Source organism: Candidatus Pelagisphaera phototrophica, from assembly GCF_014529625.1.
GTDB lineage: Bacteria > Verrucomicrobiota > Verrucomicrobiia > Opitutales > Opitutaceae > Pelagisphaera > Pelagisphaera phototrophica.
This window is the reverse complement of the sequence record NZ_CP076039.1, coordinates 3,778,389-3,797,292: the sequence shown is the minus strand read 5'-3', so window position 1 is coordinate 3,797,292 and position 18,904 is coordinate 3,778,389. Positions and strand designations below refer to the sequence as shown.

Annotated in this window: 28 protein-coding genes; all 28 read left to right on the top strand. The window is 49.3% G+C overall.

All coding sequences use genetic code 11. The features are described from left to right. Positions 1–62 precede the first annotated feature (62 nt). The 28 genes from fusA to guaA all read left to right on the top strand — a co-directional run bounded on the left by fusA (position 63) and on the right by guaA (position 18,882). Positions 63–2,150: an elongation factor G gene (gene fusA / locus GA004_RS16575; protein WP_283394992.1), complete on the top strand. Its 2,088-nt coding sequence runs from the start codon at positions 63–65 to the stop codon at positions 2,148–2,150. Between the two features lie 30 nt (positions 2,151–2,180). Then, positions 2,181–2,489, top strand: a complete 309-nt coding sequence (gene rpsJ, locus GA004_RS16570; RefSeq protein WP_283394991.1) for a 30S ribosomal protein S10 — start codon at positions 2,181–2,183, stop codon at positions 2,487–2,489. A gap of 95 nt (positions 2,490–2,584) precedes the next feature. Beyond that, positions 2,585–3,214, top strand: coding sequence for a 50S ribosomal protein L3 (gene rplC, locus GA004_RS16565; protein ID WP_283394990.1), 630 nt, complete (start codon positions 2,585–2,587; stop codon positions 3,212–3,214). Positions 3,215–3,235: 21 nt separating this feature from the next. Next, the gene (rplD, locus tag GA004_RS16560) at positions 3,236–3,868 is read left to right on the top strand and encodes a 50S ribosomal protein L4 (protein ID WP_283394989.1); all 633 of its coding nucleotides are present in this window, start codon (positions 3,236–3,238) and stop codon (positions 3,866–3,868) included. Then, the gene (gene rplW / locus GA004_RS16555) at positions 3,865–4,152 is read left to right on the top strand and encodes a 50S ribosomal protein L23 (RefSeq protein ID WP_283394988.1); all 288 of its coding nucleotides are present in this window, start codon (positions 3,865–3,867) and stop codon (positions 4,150–4,152) included. Before rplD ends, rplW begins: the two co-directional genes overlap by 4 nt. Positions 4,153–4,170: 18 nt before the next feature. Then, positions 4,171–5,022 (top strand): 50S ribosomal protein L2, encoded by an 852-nt coding sequence (rplB, locus tag GA004_RS16550; protein WP_283394987.1) that lies wholly within the window; start codon positions 4,171–4,173, stop codon positions 5,020–5,022. Between the two features lie 20 nt (positions 5,023–5,042). Continuing rightward, positions 5,043–5,306: a 30S ribosomal protein S19 gene (rpsS, locus tag GA004_RS16545; RefSeq protein WP_283394986.1), complete on the top strand. Its 264-nt coding sequence runs from the start codon at positions 5,043–5,045 to the stop codon at positions 5,304–5,306. Positions 5,307–5,323: 17 nt separating this feature from the next. Further along, the gene (rplV, locus tag GA004_RS16540) at positions 5,324–5,662 is read left to right on the top strand and encodes a 50S ribosomal protein L22 (protein WP_283394985.1); all 339 of its coding nucleotides are present in this window, start codon (positions 5,324–5,326) and stop codon (positions 5,660–5,662) included. A 10-nt stretch (positions 5,663–5,672) separates the two neighbouring features. Further along, entirely contained in the window at positions 5,673–6,299 is a 627-nt protein-coding gene (gene rpsC / locus GA004_RS16535) for a 30S ribosomal protein S3 (RefSeq protein WP_286662286.1), read from the top strand. A 17-nt stretch (positions 6,300–6,316) separates the two neighbouring features. Beyond that, positions 6,317–6,739, top strand: coding sequence for a 50S ribosomal protein L16 (rplP, locus tag GA004_RS16530; RefSeq protein WP_286662284.1), 423 nt, complete (start codon positions 6,317–6,319; stop codon positions 6,737–6,739). 21 nt (positions 6,740–6,760) lie between these two features. Continuing rightward, a complete protein-coding gene (gene rpmC, locus GA004_RS16525; protein WP_283394984.1) occupies positions 6,761–6,967 on the top strand; it encodes a 50S ribosomal protein L29 in 207 nt (68 codons plus the stop codon). Positions 6,968–6,985: 18 nt separating this feature from the next. Continuing rightward, positions 6,986–7,303, top strand: coding sequence for a 30S ribosomal protein S17 (gene rpsQ, locus GA004_RS16520; RefSeq protein WP_283394983.1), 318 nt, complete (start codon positions 6,986–6,988; stop codon positions 7,301–7,303). Between the two features lie 14 nt (positions 7,304–7,317). Beyond that, positions 7,318–7,683: a 50S ribosomal protein L14 gene (rplN, locus tag GA004_RS16515; protein WP_283394982.1), complete on the top strand. Its 366-nt coding sequence runs from the start codon at positions 7,318–7,320 to the stop codon at positions 7,681–7,683. A gap of 2 nt (positions 7,684–7,685) precedes the next feature. Then, the gene (gene rplX, locus GA004_RS16510; protein WP_283394981.1) at positions 7,686–7,943 is read left to right on the top strand and encodes a 50S ribosomal protein L24; all 258 of its coding nucleotides are present in this window, start codon (positions 7,686–7,688) and stop codon (positions 7,941–7,943) included. Between the two features lie 50 nt (positions 7,944–7,993). Further along, complete coding sequence (rplE, locus tag GA004_RS16505; protein ID WP_283394980.1) at positions 7,994–8,605, top strand: 50S ribosomal protein L5; 612 nt, start codon at positions 7,994–7,996, stop codon at positions 8,603–8,605. A gap of 6 nt (positions 8,606–8,611) precedes the next feature. Then, entirely contained in the window at positions 8,612–8,917 is a 306-nt protein-coding gene (gene rpsN, locus GA004_RS16500) for a 30S ribosomal protein S14 (protein WP_283394979.1), read from the top strand. Positions 8,918–9,009: 92 nt separating this feature from the next. Then, a complete protein-coding gene (rpsH, locus tag GA004_RS16495) occupies positions 9,010–9,405 on the top strand; it encodes a 30S ribosomal protein S8 (protein ID WP_425492876.1) in 396 nt (131 codons plus the stop codon). A 15-nt stretch (positions 9,406–9,420) separates the two neighbouring features. Then, entirely contained in the window at positions 9,421–9,960 is a 540-nt protein-coding gene (rplF, locus tag GA004_RS16490; protein WP_283394978.1) for a 50S ribosomal protein L6, read from the top strand. A gap of 46 nt (positions 9,961–10,006) precedes the next feature. Then, positions 10,007–10,369 carry a 50S ribosomal protein L18 gene (gene rplR, locus GA004_RS16485; RefSeq protein ID WP_283394977.1) on the top strand — a complete coding sequence of 121 codons (363 nt, stop codon included), beginning with the start codon at positions 10,007–10,009 and terminating at the stop codon, positions 10,367–10,369. A gap of 7 nt (positions 10,370–10,376) precedes the next feature. Next, a complete protein-coding gene (gene rpsE, locus GA004_RS16480) occupies positions 10,377–11,027 on the top strand; it encodes a 30S ribosomal protein S5 (protein ID WP_343218811.1) in 651 nt (216 codons plus the stop codon). A gap of 26 nt (positions 11,028–11,053) precedes the next feature. After that, positions 11,054–11,536 carry a 50S ribosomal protein L15 gene (gene rplO / locus GA004_RS16475; RefSeq protein WP_283394976.1) on the top strand — a complete coding sequence of 161 codons (483 nt, stop codon included), beginning with the start codon at positions 11,054–11,056 and terminating at the stop codon, positions 11,534–11,536. A gap of 23 nt (positions 11,537–11,559) precedes the next feature. Then, positions 11,560–13,068, top strand: a complete 1,509-nt coding sequence (gene secY, locus GA004_RS16470; RefSeq protein WP_283394975.1) for a preprotein translocase subunit SecY — start codon at positions 11,560–11,562, stop codon at positions 13,066–13,068. 173 nt (positions 13,069–13,241) lie between these two features. Continuing rightward, a complete protein-coding gene (rpsM, locus tag GA004_RS16465) occupies positions 13,242–13,613 on the top strand; it encodes a 30S ribosomal protein S13 (RefSeq protein ID WP_283394974.1) in 372 nt (123 codons plus the stop codon). 19 nt (positions 13,614–13,632) lie between these two features. Continuing rightward, positions 13,633–14,241: a 30S ribosomal protein S11 gene (rpsK, locus tag GA004_RS18045; RefSeq protein ID WP_343218810.1), complete on the top strand. Its 609-nt coding sequence runs from the start codon at positions 13,633–13,635 to the stop codon at positions 14,239–14,241. Between the two features lie 47 nt (positions 14,242–14,288). After that, a complete protein-coding gene (rpsD, locus tag GA004_RS16455) occupies positions 14,289–14,900 on the top strand; it encodes a 30S ribosomal protein S4 (RefSeq protein ID WP_283394973.1) in 612 nt (203 codons plus the stop codon). A 62-nt stretch (positions 14,901–14,962) separates the two neighbouring features. Further along, entirely contained in the window at positions 14,963–15,964 is a 1,002-nt protein-coding gene (locus GA004_RS16450) for a DNA-directed RNA polymerase subunit alpha (protein ID WP_283394972.1), read from the top strand. Positions 15,965–16,002: 38 nt separating this feature from the next. Then, the gene (rplQ, locus tag GA004_RS18040) at positions 16,003–16,632 is read left to right on the top strand and encodes a 50S ribosomal protein L17 (RefSeq protein WP_343218809.1); all 630 of its coding nucleotides are present in this window, start codon (positions 16,003–16,005) and stop codon (positions 16,630–16,632) included. A 708-nt stretch (positions 16,633–17,340) separates the two neighbouring features. Beyond that, a complete protein-coding gene (guaA, locus tag GA004_RS16440; RefSeq protein ID WP_343218868.1) occupies positions 17,341–18,882 on the top strand; it encodes a glutamine-hydrolyzing GMP synthase in 1,542 nt (513 codons plus the stop codon). Positions 18,883–18,904 lie beyond the last annotated feature (22 nt).

The following is an 18,904-nucleotide window of genomic DNA, read 5'->3' as shown; positions in this document are numbered from 1 at the left end:
GTAAAATGGTTGAAGCTCCCTCAGATATTTCCACGAAAAATGGCTCTGGACGTCCAGTGCCAATGGAGTGGACACGCAATATAGGTATTGCGGCGCATATCGATGCGGGTAAGACAACCACGACTGAGCGTATTCTCTATTATACAGGAGTCGTTCACAAGGTAGGAGAAGTCCATGACGGTAATGCCGTCACGGACTTTATGGAACAAGAACGTGAGCGCGGTATTACGATCACTTCCGCTGCGATATCTTGTAACTGGGAAGGCCGATCCGGCCCGTTCTCTGGGATCAATCACCAGATAAACATCATAGATACTCCCGGCCACGTCGACTTCACAGCTGAAGTTGAACGCTCATTGCGTGTACTCGATGGAGCGGTTGCGGTATTCTGTGCGGTCGCTGGAGTCCAGCCCCAATCGGAGACAGTTTGGCGCCAAGCCGACAAGTACCATGTTCCGCGGATTGCGTTTGTGAACAAAATGGATCGCACCGGGGCAAATTTCCTCGGGGTCGTTGAGGATATGCGTTCCAAGCTAGGTGCGAATGCTCACCCGCTTTTTCTCAATATCGGTTCAGAGGAGCACTTTACGGGGCTGATTGATCTTGTTTGCCAAAAGGCCTTTCAATTCGATGAGTCAGACGCGATGGGCGTTAGCGTGATCGAGTGTGAAATTCCGGGAGATATGGCTCGCGAAGCGACGGAATTACGGGAATCGCTGATCGAAGCAGTCGCGGACTTTGATGACACCCTTGCCGAAAAGTATTTAAATGGTGGAGAGATCGACGAGCACGAGTTGGTCTTAGCGATTCGGAAGGCGACGCTATCTTTGAATTTTGTGGGAGTTATTCCCGGTTCTGCTTTCAAAAACAAAGGCGTTCAGAGCATGTTGGATACGGTTGTAAACTACCTGCCCAACCCGATCGACATGCCTCCTATTAAGGGTCAAGACGGTAAGGAGAGGCCCGTTTCTATCGAGCCTGACGACAACGGTCCCTCAGCGGCACTCGCTTTCAAGCTTTGGAGCGATCCCTACGTGGGAAAGCTCGTATTCATTCGTATTTATAGCGGGACGATCAAGAAAGGGGACATCCTTTACAATCCTCGCACTCGGAAATCGGAGCGAGTAAGCCGTCTCCTAATAATGAAGGCGGATAGCCGTGATGATGTGGATTGTGTTCGTTCAGGAGACATCTGTGCAGCGATCGGATTGAAGAATGTTTGGACGGGTGACACCTTTACTTCGAAAAACCTCGATGTGGCTCTCGAGCCGCCGTCATTTCCGGACCCTGTCATTTCGATGACGATTGAGCCAGCAACATCCGCGGACCAGGAAAAACTTTCTGTCGGATTGGCGAGGTTGTCAGAAGAAGACCCGACTTTTGTTGTGAAGACCGATCAGGAAACCGGCCAAACAATCATTTCGGGTATGGGCGAGCTCCACTTGGAGATCATTAGGGACCGGCTCTTCCGTGAGTTTAAAGTCAAGGCCCAGTCTGGAAAGCCTCAGATCGCCTATCGGGAAACCATTTCTAGCTTCGCCGAGGGAGAGGGAAAGTTTATACGCCAATCAGGAGGACGCGGCCAATATGGTCATGTGGTCATCAAACTCGAGCCTCGAGAAACGGGAAAAGGGTTTGAAGTGGTTAACGAAATTGTGGGCGGCGTCATTCCGAGAGAGTTCATTAAACCGACCGAAGACGGAATCAAAGAGGCAGCGAACAATGGTGTGGTTGCAGGATACCCCGCAGTCGATTGGAGAGCTCGTATTATCGACGGCTCGTTTCATGAAGTGGACTCATCTGAGATCGCATTTAAAATGGCGGGTATCTTTGCTTTTAAGGAAGCGATGAAAAACGCCGGCCCAATTCTCCTCGAACCGATCATGAAAGTGGAGGTTTCGACTCCAGATGAGTATCAGGGTGATGTGATCGGCGACCTGAATCGACGACGTGGACATATCCAAAATATGGAGTCGAAGAACGATTTGGCTATCGTCAATGCGGCTGTACCTCTCGAAACCATGTTTGGTTACTCAACCGATGTTCGTTCACTCTCAAAGGGACGGGCTAGTTACTCCATGGAAACCTCTCACTTTGAGCAAGTACCACCGAATGTGCTCGCTAGGCTTACCGAAGACCCATCCAGATAGGGACATAAGAATTTTAATAACCGAAATTTCATGACTGGACAAAAAATACGCATCAGACTTCAAGGATTTGACTATCGAGTGATCGATCAGTCCGCATCCGAGATTGTGGATACCGCCAAGCGCTCGGGCGCTCGTGTTTCCGGTCCTGTACCGTTGCCGACGCGCATCGAGAAAGTCACCGTGAACAAGTCGCCTCACGTAGATAAGAAATCTATGGAGCAATTTGAAATCCGTACGCACAAACGTTTGTTGGACATTATCGAGCCCACTGCTCAAACGGTCGACGAACTTAAAAAGCTGAATCTTCCATCAGGAGTGGACATTACCATTAACGTATAAATCAACGGATACAGCATCACACTTTCGCTGGCATTTGCCGGTGCTAACGTGGGTCTAGTAAAACGGAGCAGATGCTCCACCTACCTCTTAGAAATATGAACTACACACTCTTAGGCAAAAAATTGGGCATGACTCAACTGTATGACGGAACGGTCCAAGTTCCCGTCACAGTGATTCAAGCAGGCCCTTGCCCTGTTCTTCAGGTGAAGACAGTGGAAACGGATGGATACAATGCCATTCAGATCGGCTACGAAACCAAAAAGGAGAAGCGAGCGAGCAAGGCAGAGCAAAAACATGCCAAGAAAAACGGTGCCGCCACGCCACGAGCCATTCGCGAGGTACGCTGTGATAGCGCTCCGGAATACAATTCTGGCGATGTGCTCGACGTAACGAAATTCGAAGAGGGCCAGAAGATCGACATCATCGGAATTACTAAAGGCCGTGGATTCCAAGGTGTAATGAAGCGCTTCAACGTTAAAGGGGGACCTGCTTCTCACGGCTCTATGTTTCACCGTCGTATCGGATCGATTGGCCTTTGCCAATGGCCGGGTCACGTATTCAAAAACCAAAAAATGCCGGGCCGCATGGGCGGAAGGCAGCGCACGGTTCAGAATCTGAAGGTCGTTAAGATCGATCCAGAAAAGAACCTCATTCTCGTAAAGGGCGGAATTCCTGGAGCCAATGGCGACACGATTCTCGTTCGCAGTGCGATTAAGGGTAAATAAAGCGGGAAGTACTGATTGATCATGAAGTTGAAAGTATTTAACAACGATGGCTCCGCGAACGGAGAAGGTGATTTCGATATCCCTGTTTTCGAAGACGGTAAAGGTCTCCAGGCAGTGAAGGAAGTAGTCGTCGCGCAAGCGGCCAATATTCGCCAAGGCAGTGCGAATACAAAAACGCGTGGCGAGGTTCGGGGCGGTGGCAAGAAGCCATGGCGCCAAAAAGGAACGGGTCGTGCCCGTGCAGGAAGTAGCCGCTCCCCGATATGGGTTGGAGGTGGGGTCGTATTCGGCCCGAAACCACGTGACTACTCCAAGAAGATTAACAAGAAGGTTCGTCAGCTCGCCTTTAATCGAGCGTTGTTTGAACGTGCGAGTGATGGCTCGTTGGTTGTAGTGGATGCCCTCGATATCGCTCCCGCGAAAACGAGTGTGGCATCCGGTGTCATCCGAGGCATCGCCCCGGAAGGAAACGTTCTCGTGGTAGACAAGGAATTCAGCGATACCTCAATGTTAGCGCTACGCAATTTGCGTGGAGTGATCCTTGAGGAGGCTGCGATTGTAAGCGTTACCGATCTCGCAGATTTCCAAACAATTGTTGTAACGCGTCAAGCGATGGAAGTACTTCTTGGCCGCTCGAAAGGAGGCTCGAAATGATTCAAGCAGACGAAATCTTAAAATCTCTTCGTTTGACTGAGAAGTCCAATCTCCAGTCAGCTGAAGTGGGTCAGTACACGTTTGAGGTATTCAAAGACGCTAACAAGTACGCTATTAAAGCCGCGGTCGAAAAGGTGTTCGATGTTTCGGTGACGCGTGTGAATGTTATTAATCAAAAAGGCAAGCCGGCCCGTAACCGGAAGACTGGTCGCTCTAACTATAAATCCGACTATAAGAAGGCGATCATCACTTTGAAGACAGGTGATACGATCGAAATCGTATAAACGAAGGGGATACATATAATGGCTATTATAAGTTTTAGACCAACCACTCCGTCTCTGCGTTTTGCGGAGCTCCAGAAGAGAGACATTACGCAGAAGCGTCCGGAGAAAAAGCTTACTACTTCTTACAGCAAGTCTGCGGGACGCAATTGCTACGGACGCGTGACATCACGCCGCCGTGGAGGTGGGCATAAGCGATTGCGTAGAATCGTGGACTTTCGACGCAACAAATTCGACATCCCCGCAAATGTACAGGCGATCGAATACGATCCAGGCCGGACGTCTCACATTGCTCTGGTCGCCTATGCGGATGGTGAAAAGCGATACATCATAGCTCCTGAGGGATTGAAGGTGGGTGACAAGATTTTTTCGTCGCAGAATATGATCAGCTTTGATATTGGCAATACCATGCCACTGGAATTCATTCCTCCCTCGACTCGCCTTCACGCTGTAGAACTACTTCCTGGTAAAGGGGCCCAACTCGCTCGTTCAGCAGGCAATTCTCTCGAACTGATTAATATTGAAGGGAGTCACGCTCAATTGAAAATGCCCTCGGGTGAAATTCGTTTGGTGAGCAAGAAGTGCCTCGCGACTATTGGATCTGTCAGTAACGCCGAGCACTCAAAGGTAGTCATTGGAAAGGCGGGACGTAACCGTTGGAAGGGCAAGCGTCCTCGGGTTCGGGGTGTTGTTATGAATCCGGTGGACCATCCCAATGGTGGGGGTGAAGCAAAGAGTAAAGGTGGCGGTGGTCGCCAGATGCTCGTTTCTCCTTGGGGTCAGTTAGCGAAGGGTTTTCCCACTCGTCGCAAGTCTAAAGAAAGTAACAGTCTCATCTTGGTCCGTCGCAATGGTCGCAAGTTCAAACGATAATTTTTATTACGATATAGATAATGGCTCGTTCAGCTAAAAAAGGATATTTCATCGACCCAAGCCTCGAAGACAAGGTCATGGTCGCCAAGGGAAAGGATGACCGCAAACCAATTCAGACTTGGTCACGTCGTTCTACAATCACACCCGATTTCGTGGGTCTAAATTTTGCTGTACACAACGGGAAGGCATTCATCCCCGTCTACGTCACGGAAAACATGGTGGGACACAAGCTCGGCGAGTTCTCCCAGTCCTGCATGTTCAAGGCTCACGGTGGCAGCAAATAATCAAGGGAGGTAATATAATGGAAGTACAAGCGCTAACCAAATACGCACGCATGTCACCGAAAAAGGTGAACGAGGTAGCTCGTGCCATTCGCGGCAAACAGGCCACGGCAGCTCTCGACCTGCTGAAGTTTATTCCACGAAAGTCTGCGGCACTGATTTCAAAGACATTGCAATCAGCAATTGCGAACGCTGAAAACAACCACGACTTGTCTGCGGACAATCTGACCGTTGATAAGGCGATCATCGAAATGGGTCCGGCTCTTAAACGTTTCAAAGCAGCTGCTCGAGGTGGGGTTGCCAAACGAAAGAAGCGCATGTCGCATATCCGCATCGTACTAACCGACAACGCTAACTAATTTCAGACATATGGGTCAAAAAACAAATCCGATAGGTTTTCGTCTCGCAGTTAATCGCAACTGGCAATCACGTTGGTTTGCACCCAAGAACGAATTCGCGAAGACACTACACGAGGACTACATCATTCGTGAGAAATTGATGGAGAAGCTGAAGTACGCTTCCGTACCTCGTATCTTCATTGAACGGGCGTCTTCCCGGGTCCGTGTTAAGATTTTCACTGCTCGTCCAGGGATCGTTATCGGCCGGAAGGGCCAAGAGATCGAAAAGATAAAGGAAGAGCTAGCTGTGATGACGGGTAGGGAGATCCTTCTCGATATTCAGGAGGTAAAGAAGCCCGAGCTCGAAGCAAAACTGGTCGCGGACAATGTTGCTCTTCAGCTGGAACGCCGTATCTCCTTCAGGCGCGCTATGAAGAAGGCGGTTCAAATCGCTATGAGTCTAGGCGCGGAGGGCATTAAGGTACAGGTCGGTGGAAGACTCGGTGGTGCGGACATCGCTCGTACCGAAGTTCAGCGCCAAGGTAGTGTACCTCTCCATACATTGCGCGAAGAAATTGATTACGGTACATCAGAAGCCAGAACAGTATACGGCATTATTGGCGTTAAGTGCTGGGTTTTCAAAAAGGACGAACAATAAACATCTCAAACTGAGCTATGCCAGCACTCACTCCATCACGTACAAAATACCGGAAGTCCATGAAGGGCCGCATGCGCGGCAACGCAAAGGGCGGCGACTCTATGGCGTTTGGCGACTATGCCATTCAGGCGTTGGGTCGTGGATATTTCACCGGTAATCAGATCGAAGCCGCTCGTGTCGCCATCACGCGTCACATGAAACGTAAAGGAAAGCTCTGGATACGAGTATTCCCTCACAAGCCGATCACAAAGAAGCCTCTCGAAACTCGTATGGGTAAAGGAAAGGGACCTGTTGATCACTATGTAGCGGTCGTTAAACCTGGCTTGATATTGTTCGAACTAGCAGGGGTTTCGCTTTCGATCGCTCGTGAGGCGATGCGCTTGGCTGATACGAAACTCCCATTTAAGACACGTTTCGTTGTACGTGAGAACATGGATTGATCCTAATAAGGAACCGGAAAAATGAAGGTAAAGGACATCAAGGAACTTTCGCTCCCAGAATTGGAGAAATCGATTCGCGACACGCGTGATCAACTTCTCGAATTGAAGCTGCGTAAGCAGACAGGACAGGTTGAAAATACAGCGGAGCTGACTCAGCGCCGCAGGGATATCGCACGGATGGAAACCATTCGTAGTGAAAAAATCCAGGCGGAATCGAAATCCGCCTAACAAGAGAACTGATACGCCATGGAAAACTCTCGCAATAGCAGAAAAAGCCTAATCGGGTTCGTGACTTCAACCTCCGGGGACAAGTCGATCAAGGTTACCTACAGTTACAAGATTCCTCATCCTCGTTATCGCAAGGTGATCAATCGAAAAACAGTTGTTCACGTTCATGACGAAAGCAACAATGCTGGTCTTGGTGATCGTGTTGAAATTATGGAGACACGTCCAATTAGCCGCCTAAAACGCTGGCGTTTAGTTCGGGTTATAGATCGGGCACCTGTAGCAGGAGGCTTGAAAGAAGAGGAAGTAGAGAAAATCGAACCAGCTTCTGCTAAATAAAGGAGCGAAAAAAAATGATTCAATTACGTTCAGAACTGCAGATTGCAGACAATACAGGCGCCAAACGGGCCCATATGATTCGCCGCTTGGGTCAGCGCAAGAAGACCGCCGACATTGGTGACGTCATCGTCGTCAATATCAAAGAGGCAAGCGTAGACTCGTCTGTTAAGAAAGGTACGGTTGTAAAAGCTGTTGTAGTGCGGACAAAGGCTCCAATTCGCCGTCGTGACGGTAGCTACCTCCGTTTCGACAGCAATGCGATCGTAATACTCGACAACAATGGAAACCCGCGTGGCACCCGCATTTTTGGGCCAGTTGCTCGCGAACTTCGCACGAAACAATTCATGAAGATTGTCTCGCTAGCTCCGGAGGTACTTTAATCATGGCTAAGACACATGTAAAACAGGGCGACGAAGTCGTTATCCTTTCAGGCAAGGAAAAGGGTAAGCGCGGCAAAATCCTAGAACTTCGCACCACGAAAAATAGAGCAGTTGTTGAAGGTCTTATGATGATCAAGCGCCATCTCAAGAAGTCGGAAGAAAATCCCGACGGACAAATCGCGGAACGCGAAGGGTCCATTCACATTTCAAACCTGATGCTTGCGTCGAAGTTCGACGAACGTCAGGCCAAGAAAGACTAAATTACATAGAGAACTGAACCCGTTCCGGGTCGGAAATCCGAACAGAAGCTATGAGCTCTCAAAATTTTCTAAAAGAACATTACGAAAAGACAGTCGTCGAAGGACTTAATAAGTCCCGCGGTTACAAGAACAAGTACCAGATTCCACGTATTGAGAAAGTGGTTCTCAATATGGGCGTGAGCGCTTTGCTCGACAAAAGCGTCATGGAAGAGGCTGTGAAGAACATGGGCCTTATTGCTGGGCAAAGTCCTGTTCGCACCCTTGCGAAGAAGAGCATCGCGAATTTCAAACTCCGGGAGGAAATGCCAATCGGTTGTAAGGTTACTCTGCGAGGCGAGCGTATGTGGGATTTCCTCCTTCGCTTGGTTGCGGTATCCCTTCCCGCAATTCGCGACTTTCGTGGCATTCCGCAAAAGTTTGACGGAAACGGTAATTATTCTCTCGGGATCACAGACATCACGATTTTCCCCGAAATCTCTGTGGATTCAATCAAACGGCAATCTGGAATGGAACTTACCATTGTAACCTCTGCAAAAACGGATGAAGAGGGCTACGAGTTGCTCGACCTACTGGGAATGCCTTTCCGGAAGAGAGAGACTCAAGATGGCAATGACGACGCTCCAACCGAGAGCGAAAATGAAAAAGACGAAACCGCAGCGTAATTTAACATGGCAAAGAAATCATCAGTAGCACGTAACGAAAAACGCCGCCGCCTCGTAGAGCGCCTCGGTCCAAAGAGAGCTGAACTCAAAGCGATCCTTTCTAGTCCCGACACGACAGACGAAGAGTTCTACCAAGCGCAGCGCAAGCTAGCCAAGATGCCTCGTGACTCTTCTAAAATCAGAATCCGCAATCGCTGTAACGTAACAGGGCGTCCGAGGGCATTCATTCGCCGTTATGGGTTGTCCCGTCTAACTTTCAGAGAACTCGCCTTAGAGGGAAAAATACCTGGCGTTACCAAATCTTCTTGGTAGGCTTGTCACCCCAAAACTCTTCATTAATCAATATTTCGTGCAAACGCACATCCCGGGAGTGTGGATATCACCCGGTCAAAAACTAAATAATCATGCATACCGATCCAATCAGCGATTTTCTGACTCGCATCCGCAACGCATCGAGCGCCGGCAAAGACGAATGTGTTTCTCCTCATTCGAAAATGAAGGCAGAGATAGCCCGCATTTTAAAAGAGGAGGGCTTCATTTCAGACTTTTCCGATGCGAAGGATGATAGAGGGCACAAAACCCTTGTGGTTCAACTCAAGTACGTGAACGGCGAGCCTTCAATTAACGGTCTGGAGCGGGTTAGCCGCCCGGGTCTTCGGCTTTACTCTAAAAGCTCGGATATTCCACGAGTACTCAATGGACTAGGTGTCTGCATTCTCACTACGCCAAGAGGCATGATGAAGGATCGCGATGCTCGTCGTCAAAAGCTTGGCGGTGAAATGGTCTGCAACGTTTGGTAGAAGAGGACGCGAATAATGAGCAGAATAGGAAAACTACCAATCACGATACCTGAAAAGGTTGACGTATCAATCGATGGCTCGACCATCAAGCTTAAGGGCCCGAAGGGAGAGCTGACCAAGAAGTTTGTCAACGACGTTTCTTTTGAGGTCGACGATGGGCAAATCAAAGTTTCCCCAGCGAACAAGACCCGTTTCGCCAACGCCATGTATGGGACTTCTCGGTCGATCGTTAATGGAATGGTTGAGGGGGTTGTTAACGGTTTTACGAAAGAGATCGAGATCAGCGGTGTTGGATACAATGCCACTCTGAAAGGGAAAACTCTTTTGCTGAAGCTCGGATTCTCGCACGATATCAACTACGACATCCCAGATGGTGTGACGATCACGGTCACGGATAATGGAACGAAGTTGAAGATCGAAGGAATCGACAAGCAGATAGTGGGACAAGCGGCGGCATCGATCCGCCACTATCACCCGGTTGAACCCTATAAGGGCAAAGGAGTTCACATCGTTGGGCAGCATGAAATCCGCAAGGAAGGAAAGACAGTCGCTTAGCGCTGTTCGATAACCTGTAAGGAATAACCTTTAAAAGAATTTCGAAATGAAAATCCAAAAGAAGAGAGAGCTCGAACAAAAGAGACGCTGGCGCATCCGTAAGAAGGTTGCGGGTACCGCAGCGCGTCCACGGTTGAGTGTGCATTTCAGCAATAAGCACATCTATGCCCAGGCTATCAATGATGACGAAGGGAAGACGCTATTGTTTGTATCAACTGTTGCGAAAGAGCTTCGTGAGCAGAATTTGAAAGCCAATAACGACGGCGCTTGTGCCCTTGGAAAGTCCTTCGGCGAAAAGGCGAAGGATTCCGGTATTAGTAAGGTGGTATTCGACCGCAACGGGCGCAAGTACCACGGATGTGTGAAAACTTTTGCAGATGCCGCTCGTGAGGCCGGCCTAGAATTCTAATTGCCCTATGAGCACAGAAACAAATCAAACACCCAGTACGACCCCAAGCGAAGCTCCTGCGAGCGCAGCACCCGCTAACAATGGACCCAGTGGGGGCTATCGTGGCTCTGGCGGCAACCGTGGACAAGGCGGCAACCGTGGACAAGGCGGTAATCGTGGGTCCAGGGGCGGCAACCGTGGACGGCGGGAAGAGGAGAAGCCGGATGACGGTATCTTCGAGAAGGTCGTGTTCATCAACCGTTGCGCGAAGGTAGTAAAAGGAGGACGTCGTTTCAGCTTTTCTGCTCTCGTCGTTGTCGGCGATCGTGCCGGAAAGATCGGAGTGGGGTATGGAAAGGCCAACGAGGTTCCCGAGTCTATTCGGAAAGGGAGTGAAGGTGCTCGCAGAAATCTTGAGCCGATCAAGCTCAAGGGTGACACTATCCCACACGAAGTTCTTGGCGAGGCCGATGGTGGCAAAGTTCTCTTGCGGCCCGCTACGACGGGTACAGGGATTATCGCCGGTGGTGGTGTTCGTGCCGTGCTTGAAGCAGCAGGGGTACACAATGTTTTGACGAAGTCGTTGGGCTCGAACAACGCCAACGCGGTTGTAAATGCCACGCTTGACGGCCTGCGGAAATTGAAAACGTTCGAAGACTATAAAGCGCTTCGTTCCTAATCCAAAATTCAGAAAAGACTCGAATCATGAGACTACACAATCTTTCAAATGTTAAAGGAGCCGTCCACCGTCGCAGGCGGGTGGGCTGTGGTGAAGGTGGCGGACACGGTAAAACGTCTGGACGAGGTGGCAAAGGCCAGACGGCTCGTTCGGGTGGCGGTATCCGCATTGGATTCGAAGGCGGTCAAATGCCTTTATTCCGGAAACTTCCTCGTCGTGGGTTCAACAATAAGAATTTCAAGACTTACTACGAAACGGTTAACATTGGTGAACTTGCTCGTTTAGACGAGTCTATTAAGGAAGTGAATAGGGAATTGCTCGCTACAGCGGGACTCGTCCGCATGAACTCCAATCCATTGAAGATTCTGGGTGAAGGCGAAGTGAGCAGAGCCTTAAAAATTACGGCCGATAAATTTAGTTCTTCGGCTAAAGCGAAGATAGAAAAGGCGGGAGGCGAAGCAGTCGTTCTCGAAGATCCTGCTGAAATAGCCGCTGAAGCCAGCGAGTAATCAATCACCTAGACTGAGAAGGCATGCTATCCGCATTTACCAACTGCTTGAAAATCCCTGAGCTGCGTCAGCGTATCTTTTTGACGCTGTCATTGCTTTTCATTGCTCGAATTGGGGCTAATATTCCACTTCCGGGATTGGATACGCAGCCGCTACAGGCATTTTTCGCCGATCAAACCGCTCAAGGGGCTGGTAGTCTTCTTGGACTGTACAACATGTTCACAGGGGGAGCGCTTCTCAAGGGGGCCGTTTTCGCTTTGGGCATCATGCCTTACATCTCCGCTTCCATTATCTTTCAATTGATGGGGGCTGTCTTCCCGGCTCTGGCTCGTCTACAGCAAGAGGGCGAAACCGGCCGTCAAAAGCTTAACCAGTACACACGCTACGCCACGGTGATCATTTGTGCGGTCCAGGCCGTGCTTTTAATCCTAGCGCTCGAGAATCCGGGACGACTGTTTCCGGGCTACTCGTTGGCCGAGTACGGTGATATCGTAATTGTTGGAAAAACCTGGTTCCTGATTACCTCTACGGTTTTCCTTACTGCAGGAACGGTCCTTCTGATGTGGCTGGGTGAGCAAATTACAAAATCTGGAATTGGTAATGGGATATCACTTCTCATTACAGTCGGCATTCTGGCGGACTTGCCAGGAGCGGTTCAAGCGACCTATGGCTTGTTTTTCGGTCCAGTTGGAGCGGGAGAGAATCTTACCTTTGTCCACGCAGTAGGAATGATTGCTTTAGGGCTTGGCGTTACTGCTGGGCTTGTCGCAGTGATTCAAGCCGTTCGCAAAATTCCCGTTCAATACGCCAAGCGGGTAGTGGGAAGAAAAGTGTACGGTGGCCAAAGCTCCTTTATGCCGTTAAAGGTCAATTATTCGGGAGTCATGCCCGTGATTTTCGCCTCGGCGATCCTCGCTTTCCCACAACAGATTATCTCGCAGTTGGGAGCCTGGCTTGATCAACAATGGTTAATCAACATTGCCAACTACATGGTTCATGGGAGCGTCACTTATTACGCGATATTTGGGCTGATGATTCTCTTTTTCTCGTATTTCTGGGTGTCCGTGATGTTTCGCCCCATCCAGATCGCGGATGACTTGAAAAAGTACGGTGGATACGTTCCGGGCGTTCGTCCAGGAGCTCCGACAGCCAAGTTTCTAGATTTCATCATGACGCGTCTGACTTTAGCGGGCTCGATCTTTCTGACCGTTATCGCGATTTTCCCGGATATTTTGTTGTTTCAGGCCAACATTCCCATGCGGGTAGCCATCTTCTTCGGTGGTACAGGTATGTTGATCACCGTCGGTGTGATGCTTGACACCATGCGCCAGATAGAAACGCATCTTCTGCAGCGCCATTACGACGGCTTCCTCAAAAAAGGGAGAATCAAGAGTCGTGGCAATACCAAGGGTCTCGATACTGGTTTGGCTGGAGCGGCGGACATGAACAACGTTGGAAAGTTGTACCTCTGGCTGCTCGTTATTTTCGCGATCGGAATCGTAGCTTGGGTATTACAATTATCATCAAATTAAATCTTTACTTTATGCTTACGAAAGGTCATCACCTCACTCTTTTTCCTCCTGTGTGCCGCTTGGATGGGGACAGATTGGATTAAATCGGTCATTAGTTGCTTTTCGCATTCCTTTTCCTTCGAGATTCTCGAAATCACCAATATACTCTAACATCAACAACTTGCTAAACTAAAATGCCACGTATTCTAGGCGTCGACATTCCCAATAATAAGAAACTCGCATACTCGCTCCGTTACATCTATGGAATCGGGCCTAAGCGTGCTGATATCATTTTAGAGCAAACAGGTCTTGATCCCGACATGCGGGCCAAGGATTTGGATGAAGAGCAGATCAACGTCATAATGTCGAAGATCAGCGAGCTCAGCTACCTAGTAGAGGGCGATCTACGTCGCGATCATGCGGCCAATATGAAACGCCTTCAGGCGATCAATTGCTATCGTGGCCTCCGCCACCGTAGGGGTCTTCCAGTAAGAGGGCAACGCACCAAGACAAATGCTCGTACACGCAAAGGTAAGACAGCCAGTGTTGGTGGTCTCCGCAAATAATTTTTGAAAACGAATTAAAATGGCTGAAGAAGAAGCTCAACCCGAAGAGGAAAAGAAGGTAGCGAAGGCTCCGGAAGCGGAAGTGCCCGTGGAGGAAAACGCGGCACCAGCCTCTAAAAAGGAAACCCCCAAAGAGACTGCGGAAGTGCCTGAGGAAGGCGAAGTGGCTCCCAAGGAGGAGGAGCTTGCTCCAGGTGGCGTGAAAAAGCAGCCAACTGCGCAGGATCTGCTCAAGGAAGAAATTGGAGAGCTCAAAATTCGCAAGGCCAAGGGTAGCAAGAACGTTACTACTGGCATTGCCAAAGTGAGTGCTACGTTCAATAATACCATCGTTACGATTACAGATACCAAAGGTAACACGATTTCATGGGCGAGTGCGGGTAAGATGAATTTTCGAGGATCCCGCAAGTCTACCGCTTACGCGGCTCAGGTCGTTACGCAAAACGCGGCGAAAGCAGCAATGTCCCACGGTCTGAAGGAAGTGATCATTCACGTCAAAGGTCCGGGAATGGGTCGCGATTCTGCGATTCGAGCCTTCCAATCACTCGGCCTTGAAATCGCTTCTATCGTAGATACCACTCCAATTCCTCATAATGGGTGCCGGCCGCCAAAGCGCCGACGTGTCTAGTAGCCAAATCGGCGAATTTTAATTTACTAACTTTATATACAAGATCCATGGCTCGCTACACCGGTCCAACAGTTAAAATCAGCAGACGTTTTGGTCAGCCAATTTTCGGCAACCACAAATCATTGGAGAAGCGTGCGTATCCGCCAGGGCAACACGGTCCTCGCCTGCGTCGCAAGCAATCTGAGTACTCGATCGGTTTAAGTGAAAAGCAAAAGCTGCGTTTCATGTATGGCCTGATGGAGAAGCAGTTCCGCCGCACATTCGATCGTGCAAAAGGACAACGGGGCGTAACGGGCACTATCTTTCTTCAACTTTTGGAAACGCGTCTAGACAGCGTGGTTTACCTGCTCGGCTACACGAAATCTCGCCAAGCAGCCCGACAGTTCGTAAACCACGGTCACATTCGTGTTAACGGGCAAAAAGTAGATATTCCAAGCTTTCAAGTGAAGCCAGGAGATGAGATCGAGGTTCGTAACGGAACATCTTCCCGTCAGTTGGCGACTCGTAATTTGGAAGCGACTCGTCTTCGTAATGTGCCGGACTGGATGACTCGCAACGACGAGGCATTTCGGGGTGTAGTAAGCCGCCTTCCAGCTCGCGAAGAAATGGAACCAGCCATCAATGAACAGCTCATTGTAGAATTCTACAGCCGCTTCTAATCACTTTTTAAGTACCAGTTTCTCACTAATCCTGCTCAGCCGTACTCAGACCATACCGCGAAATGCCAAAACGTATCGGAAAGTTCGAACTCCCTAATCGTCTCGTAAAAGTGGAGGAAGGTTCCTCGACTACATATGCCAAGTTTATTGCCGAGCCTTTCGAGGCTGGATATGGGCATACCATTGGTAATTCCTTGAGGCGTGTATTGCTAAGCTCTATAGAAGGAGCGGGCATAACATCTATTAAGATCGATGGCGTTAGCCACGAATTTCAGAGCGTTGATGGAATCGTCGAAGACGTAACCGACATCGTTTTGAATCTTAAGCGGATCTTGCTTATCTGCCATAATCGGGAAGGAGCGAAGTTGATAATCAACGTCAACCGCTCAGGCCAAATTACCGCTGCTGATATTCAAGCTGACCATAATGTAGAGGTAGTAAATCCCGACCAAGCCATTTGCACCTTGGATCGCGAAATGCAATTCACTGCTGAGCTTGAAATCGGAGTAGGACGTGGTTATTGCCCAGGGGAAGACAACAAGAACGAGGAACAGCCAATTGGCGTAATTCCAATTGATACGTTGTACAGCCCCGTTAGTCTCGTGAAGTACTCGGTTGAAGCGACTCGTGTGGGACAGATCACGGACTACGACAAGTTGATCTTAGAAATTTGGACAGATGGACGAATGACTCCAGATGACGCGCTCAAGCAGTCAGGAGCCATCCTCAAACATCACCTCGATGTATTCGACAATGTGTCCGACGAGAATTACGAATTCGAAGACGAGGGAGCAGAAGTAAGCGAAGAGCAGAACAAGCTCCGTAAGCTCCTCAACATGAGCGTCAATGAGATCGAGCTTTCGGTTCGTGCCGCGAATTGCTTGAACAACGCGAACATTACAACGGTAGGCGAGCTTGCCATGAAGAGTGAGCAGGAAATGCTCAAGTACCGTAACTTCGGAAAGAAATCTCTAAACGAAATTAAAGATAAACTAGAATCTCTCGGCCTTTCTCTAGGCATGAAATTCGACGAGCGCCTTCTTGATATGAAGAAGGAACTATAGTCGAAAAGGGATACAACTTAAGGAAAATTATTTAGGCCATGCGTCACCGCAAGCATAGCAATCAACTAGGCGTCAAGAAAGAGCATCGTGAAGCTCTTCTCGCTAATCTTTCAACTGCTCTCATCAACCATGGGAAGATAAAGACGACTCTAAAGAAAGCGAAGGCGCTCCGCCCCTTCGTGGAAAAAGTGATTACGCTTGCGAAGAAAGGAAGCCTTCACAATCGACGTTTAGCTATTGCGCGGGTTCGCGACACTGGTGCGGTGCACGAGCTTTTTGAAGAGAAAGTCGAGCAATTCCGTGACCGAAACGGTGGGTACACCCGTATCTACAAGTTAGGTACGCGCCGTGGAGACGCGGCAGAGATGGCTCTAATCGAACTGATCGATGCGGACGACGAAGGCTATGGGAAAAAGACCAAGCCAAAGTCAAAAGCGAAGAAAAGGGCGAAAGCTGCAGTCGAGGAAACTTCAGTTGCTGAAGAGGCGGCGGTTGCAGAAGAGACTGACGTTGCTACCGAAGAAGATCCGGTAGCGGAAGAGGAATCTGTAGTTGCGGAAGAAGTGCTGGCTGCTGAAGTCACCGTTGAAGTGGAGGAAGAGGCCAAGGCAGATGCCTCGGAGGATGTCGAAGCAGCAGAGGAAGGGGAGGAAGAGAAAAAGGGCTGACGCCTTCTCTTCAATCACTTTAGTTTATGATGCGTTCTTCGACTTGAGGACGCATTTTTTATTTGAAGTTGCCATGCAAGCGTTCACCTACTTTTTGATAATCTATACCGGATCGGCTTTGGTTGGATTATCTCTTCTCTGGTTTTTCTACGATAGGAGAGACAAAAGTAGTTTTGAGGCGAACCGCCGACGAAAGGTCTTCCACTGTGTTAGATGTGGGAATCTGTACTCCGTGAGAAAAGGTGAAGTTTCCTTTGGGGAACCATGTCCGGAATGCGAGTACAATAATTACGAACTATCGTTCTAACCTTCAATCGGCGTAAACCCTCCTTGAATTCGAAAGCTTGGCAGGGATCGAATCCCGCGTTGTGGGTAATTCTATCTTACGTTCAATCGTCTAAAGGCAGAGGTGCGGTTATAGCCCGGCCGAGGGGATAAGGGGTGGTGCAGAAAGATGACTCGGACCAGTAGGTTGTCTGCTCTTTTTAGAATTCACGGATTATAAAATAGGGCCTTATTAGGCGACCGGTCTTGGTTCTTGCAATTTCTACGACATCGATCCTCTGGTCCGAAGAATGCGAATTCTGGATAATCTGGCGGAGTCTGGGTTTTTCTTGAGCAACGAGGTCAAACCATACGTTTAGTGAATTCCCTTTAAAAGTGAGTGACACTGCTGGCGATCAAGTGGTTAAATCTCCGTCTTTCTATATGAAGCATCAAACCATAGCGGTTCTCGATTTTGGATCCCAATACACTCAGGTGATAGCTCGCCGCATACGTGAATGTTCCGTTTACTCCAAGATTTATCACTACAAGGCATCGGCTAAACAGCTAAAGAAAGACAATGTTGTAGGGATTATTCTCTCGGGAGGACCGGAAAGCGTGTTGTCCAAAGGATCTCCTCGGCCTGACAAGAAGGTTTTTGAACTAGGGGTTCCCGTTCTTGGAATATGCTATGGGGTACAGCTCTTGGCACACATGCTCGGCGGAAAAGTCGAAAAGAGCCATGCTCGCGAGTACGGACATGGGGAATTGAAAATCAAAACAAAGGGAAGCCTTTTCCGAGGATTGCCAAGCGTCTTGCGCGTCTGGAACTCTCATGGGGATCGCTTAGGGAAGCTGCCAAAAGGATTCCGGGCCGTTGCGTCTACTGAGAATTCAGGATTTGCCGGGATCGTTGATGAAAAACGCAGGTTTTACGGTATTCAATTTCACCCAGAAGTTCACCATACGGAAGGAGGACTGAATATCCTGGAAAACTTCCTGAGAAAGATTTGCGGCTGCCGAGCGGATTGGTCGATGGCCTCTCTTGCCGAAGAATCCATCGCTAACATTCGGGAAAAAGTTGGCAACGACCGCGTCTTGTTGGGATTGAGCGGCGGGGTTGATTCATCTGTAGCCGCTGCCCTAATACACAAAGCCGTCGGTAGGCAGTTGACGTGTGTGTTTGTCGACAACGGGTTACTTCGCCTTAATGAGCGCGAACTGGTAGTGGATCTCTATAAGCGCCACTTTAACATGGATGTCCGGGTTGCGAGGGCTGGAAGCAAATTCCTAAAACGGCTAAAGGGTGTGTCCGATCCGGAAAGAAAACGAAAGATAATTGGAAATACGTTCGTTGAAGTTTTCCAAGATTCGCTGAAGAGGATCGGAGAATCCCGATTCCTTGCTCAAGGTACACTCTACCCAGATGTTATCGAAAGCGTGTCGATAGATGGCAATCCGGCTGCCACAATAAAGAGCCACCACAATGTTGGCGGCTTGCCTAAAAATATGAAATTTGAACTTCTCGAGCCCTTGCGCCAGTTGTTCAAAGACGAGGTTCGCGCTTTAGGAGCTGAGTTGGGATTGCCGAAAGAGGTCGTTTGGCGCCAACCGTTCCCGGGTCCCGGACTGGGGGTTCGAGTGTTGGGTAGCATAACCAGGCGTAAGCTTGACGTTCTACGGAAAGCGGACGCGATACTGCACGAAGAGATGATGGGGTCGAATCTCTATTATAAAGTGTGGCAGTCTTTCTGTGTATTCCTGCCTGTTCGCACCGTGGGTGTGATGGGGGATGAGCGCACCTATGAAAATGTGATTGCGGTGAGAGTGGTTGAGAGCAAAGACGCGATGACTGCCGATTGGGTGAGGGTGCCTTACGAAGTGCTTCAGCGGGTGTCTAACCGAATTATTAACGAAGTTTCTGGCGTGAATCGCGTAGTTTACGACATAAGTTCCAAACCTCCTGGAACAATCGAATGGGAATAGGCGTCAGTTTGAGATTCTTACA

Excerpts from the sequence above, each read along its gene's own strand:
- secY (WP_283394975.1), top strand. The coding sequence starts at position 11,560 with ATGCTATCCGCATTTACCAACTGCTTGAAAATCCCTGAGCTGCGTCAG.
- rplN (WP_283394982.1), top strand. The coding sequence starts at position 7,318 with ATGATTCAATTACGTTCAGAACTGCAGATTGCAGACAATACAGGCGCC.
- rpmC (WP_283394984.1), top strand. The coding sequence starts at position 6,761 with ATGAAGGTAAAGGACATCAAGGAACTTTCGCTCCCAGAATTGGAGAAA.
- rpsH (WP_425492876.1), top strand. The coding sequence starts at position 9,010 with ATGCATACCGATCCAATCAGCGATTTTCTGACTCGCATCCGCAACGCA.
- guaA (WP_343218868.1), top strand. The coding sequence starts at position 17,341 with ATGAAGCATCAAACCATAGCGGTTCTCGATTTTGGATCCCAATACACT.
- fusA (WP_283394992.1), top strand. The coding sequence starts at position 63 with ATGGAGTGGACACGCAATATAGGTATTGCGGCGCATATCGATGCGGGT.
- rpsS (WP_283394986.1), top strand. The coding sequence starts at position 5,043 with ATGGCTCGTTCAGCTAAAAAAGGATATTTCATCGACCCAAGCCTCGAA.
- rplR (WP_283394977.1), top strand. The coding sequence starts at position 10,007 with ATGAAAATCCAAAAGAAGAGAGAGCTCGAACAAAAGAGACGCTGGCGC.
- rpsK (WP_343218810.1), top strand. The coding sequence starts at position 13,633 with ATGGCTGAAGAAGAAGCTCAACCCGAAGAGGAAAAGAAGGTAGCGAAG.
- rplW (WP_283394988.1), top strand. The coding sequence starts at position 3,865 with ATGATTCAAGCAGACGAAATCTTAAAATCTCTTCGTTTGACTGAGAAG.
- rpsC (WP_286662286.1), top strand. The coding sequence starts at position 5,673 with ATGGGTCAAAAAACAAATCCGATAGGTTTTCGTCTCGCAGTTAATCGC.
- rpsQ (WP_283394983.1), top strand. The coding sequence starts at position 6,986 with ATGGAAAACTCTCGCAATAGCAGAAAAAGCCTAATCGGGTTCGTGACT.
- rplE (WP_283394980.1), top strand. The coding sequence starts at position 7,994 with ATGAGCTCTCAAAATTTTCTAAAAGAACATTACGAAAAGACAGTCGTC.
- rpsN (WP_283394979.1), top strand. The coding sequence starts at position 8,612 with ATGGCAAAGAAATCATCAGTAGCACGTAACGAAAAACGCCGCCGCCTC.
- rplV (WP_283394985.1), top strand. The coding sequence starts at position 5,324 with ATGGAAGTACAAGCGCTAACCAAATACGCACGCATGTCACCGAAAAAG.
- rplX (WP_283394981.1), top strand. The coding sequence starts at position 7,686 with ATGGCTAAGACACATGTAAAACAGGGCGACGAAGTCGTTATCCTTTCA.
- rplF (WP_283394978.1), top strand. The coding sequence starts at position 9,421 with ATGAGCAGAATAGGAAAACTACCAATCACGATACCTGAAAAGGTTGAC.
- rpsJ (WP_283394991.1), top strand. The coding sequence starts at position 2,181 with ATGACTGGACAAAAAATACGCATCAGACTTCAAGGATTTGACTATCGA.
- rplQ (WP_343218809.1), top strand. The coding sequence starts at position 16,003 with ATGCGTCACCGCAAGCATAGCAATCAACTAGGCGTCAAGAAAGAGCAT.
- rplC (WP_283394990.1), top strand. The coding sequence starts at position 2,585 with ATGAACTACACACTCTTAGGCAAAAAATTGGGCATGACTCAACTGTAT.
- rpsE (WP_343218811.1), top strand. The coding sequence starts at position 10,377 with ATGAGCACAGAAACAAATCAAACACCCAGTACGACCCCAAGCGAAGCT.
- rplB (WP_283394987.1), top strand. The coding sequence starts at position 4,171 with ATGGCTATTATAAGTTTTAGACCAACCACTCCGTCTCTGCGTTTTGCG.
- rplO (WP_283394976.1), top strand. The coding sequence starts at position 11,054 with ATGAGACTACACAATCTTTCAAATGTTAAAGGAGCCGTCCACCGTCGC.
- rpsD (WP_283394973.1), top strand. The coding sequence starts at position 14,289 with ATGGCTCGCTACACCGGTCCAACAGTTAAAATCAGCAGACGTTTTGGT.
- rplD (WP_283394989.1), top strand. The coding sequence starts at position 3,236 with ATGAAGTTGAAAGTATTTAACAACGATGGCTCCGCGAACGGAGAAGGT.
- GA004_RS16450 (WP_283394972.1), top strand. The coding sequence starts at position 14,963 with ATGCCAAAACGTATCGGAAAGTTCGAACTCCCTAATCGTCTCGTAAAA.
- rplP (WP_286662284.1), top strand. The coding sequence starts at position 6,317 with ATGCCAGCACTCACTCCATCACGTACAAAATACCGGAAGTCCATGAAG.
- rpsM (WP_283394974.1), top strand. The coding sequence starts at position 13,242 with ATGCCACGTATTCTAGGCGTCGACATTCCCAATAATAAGAAACTCGCA.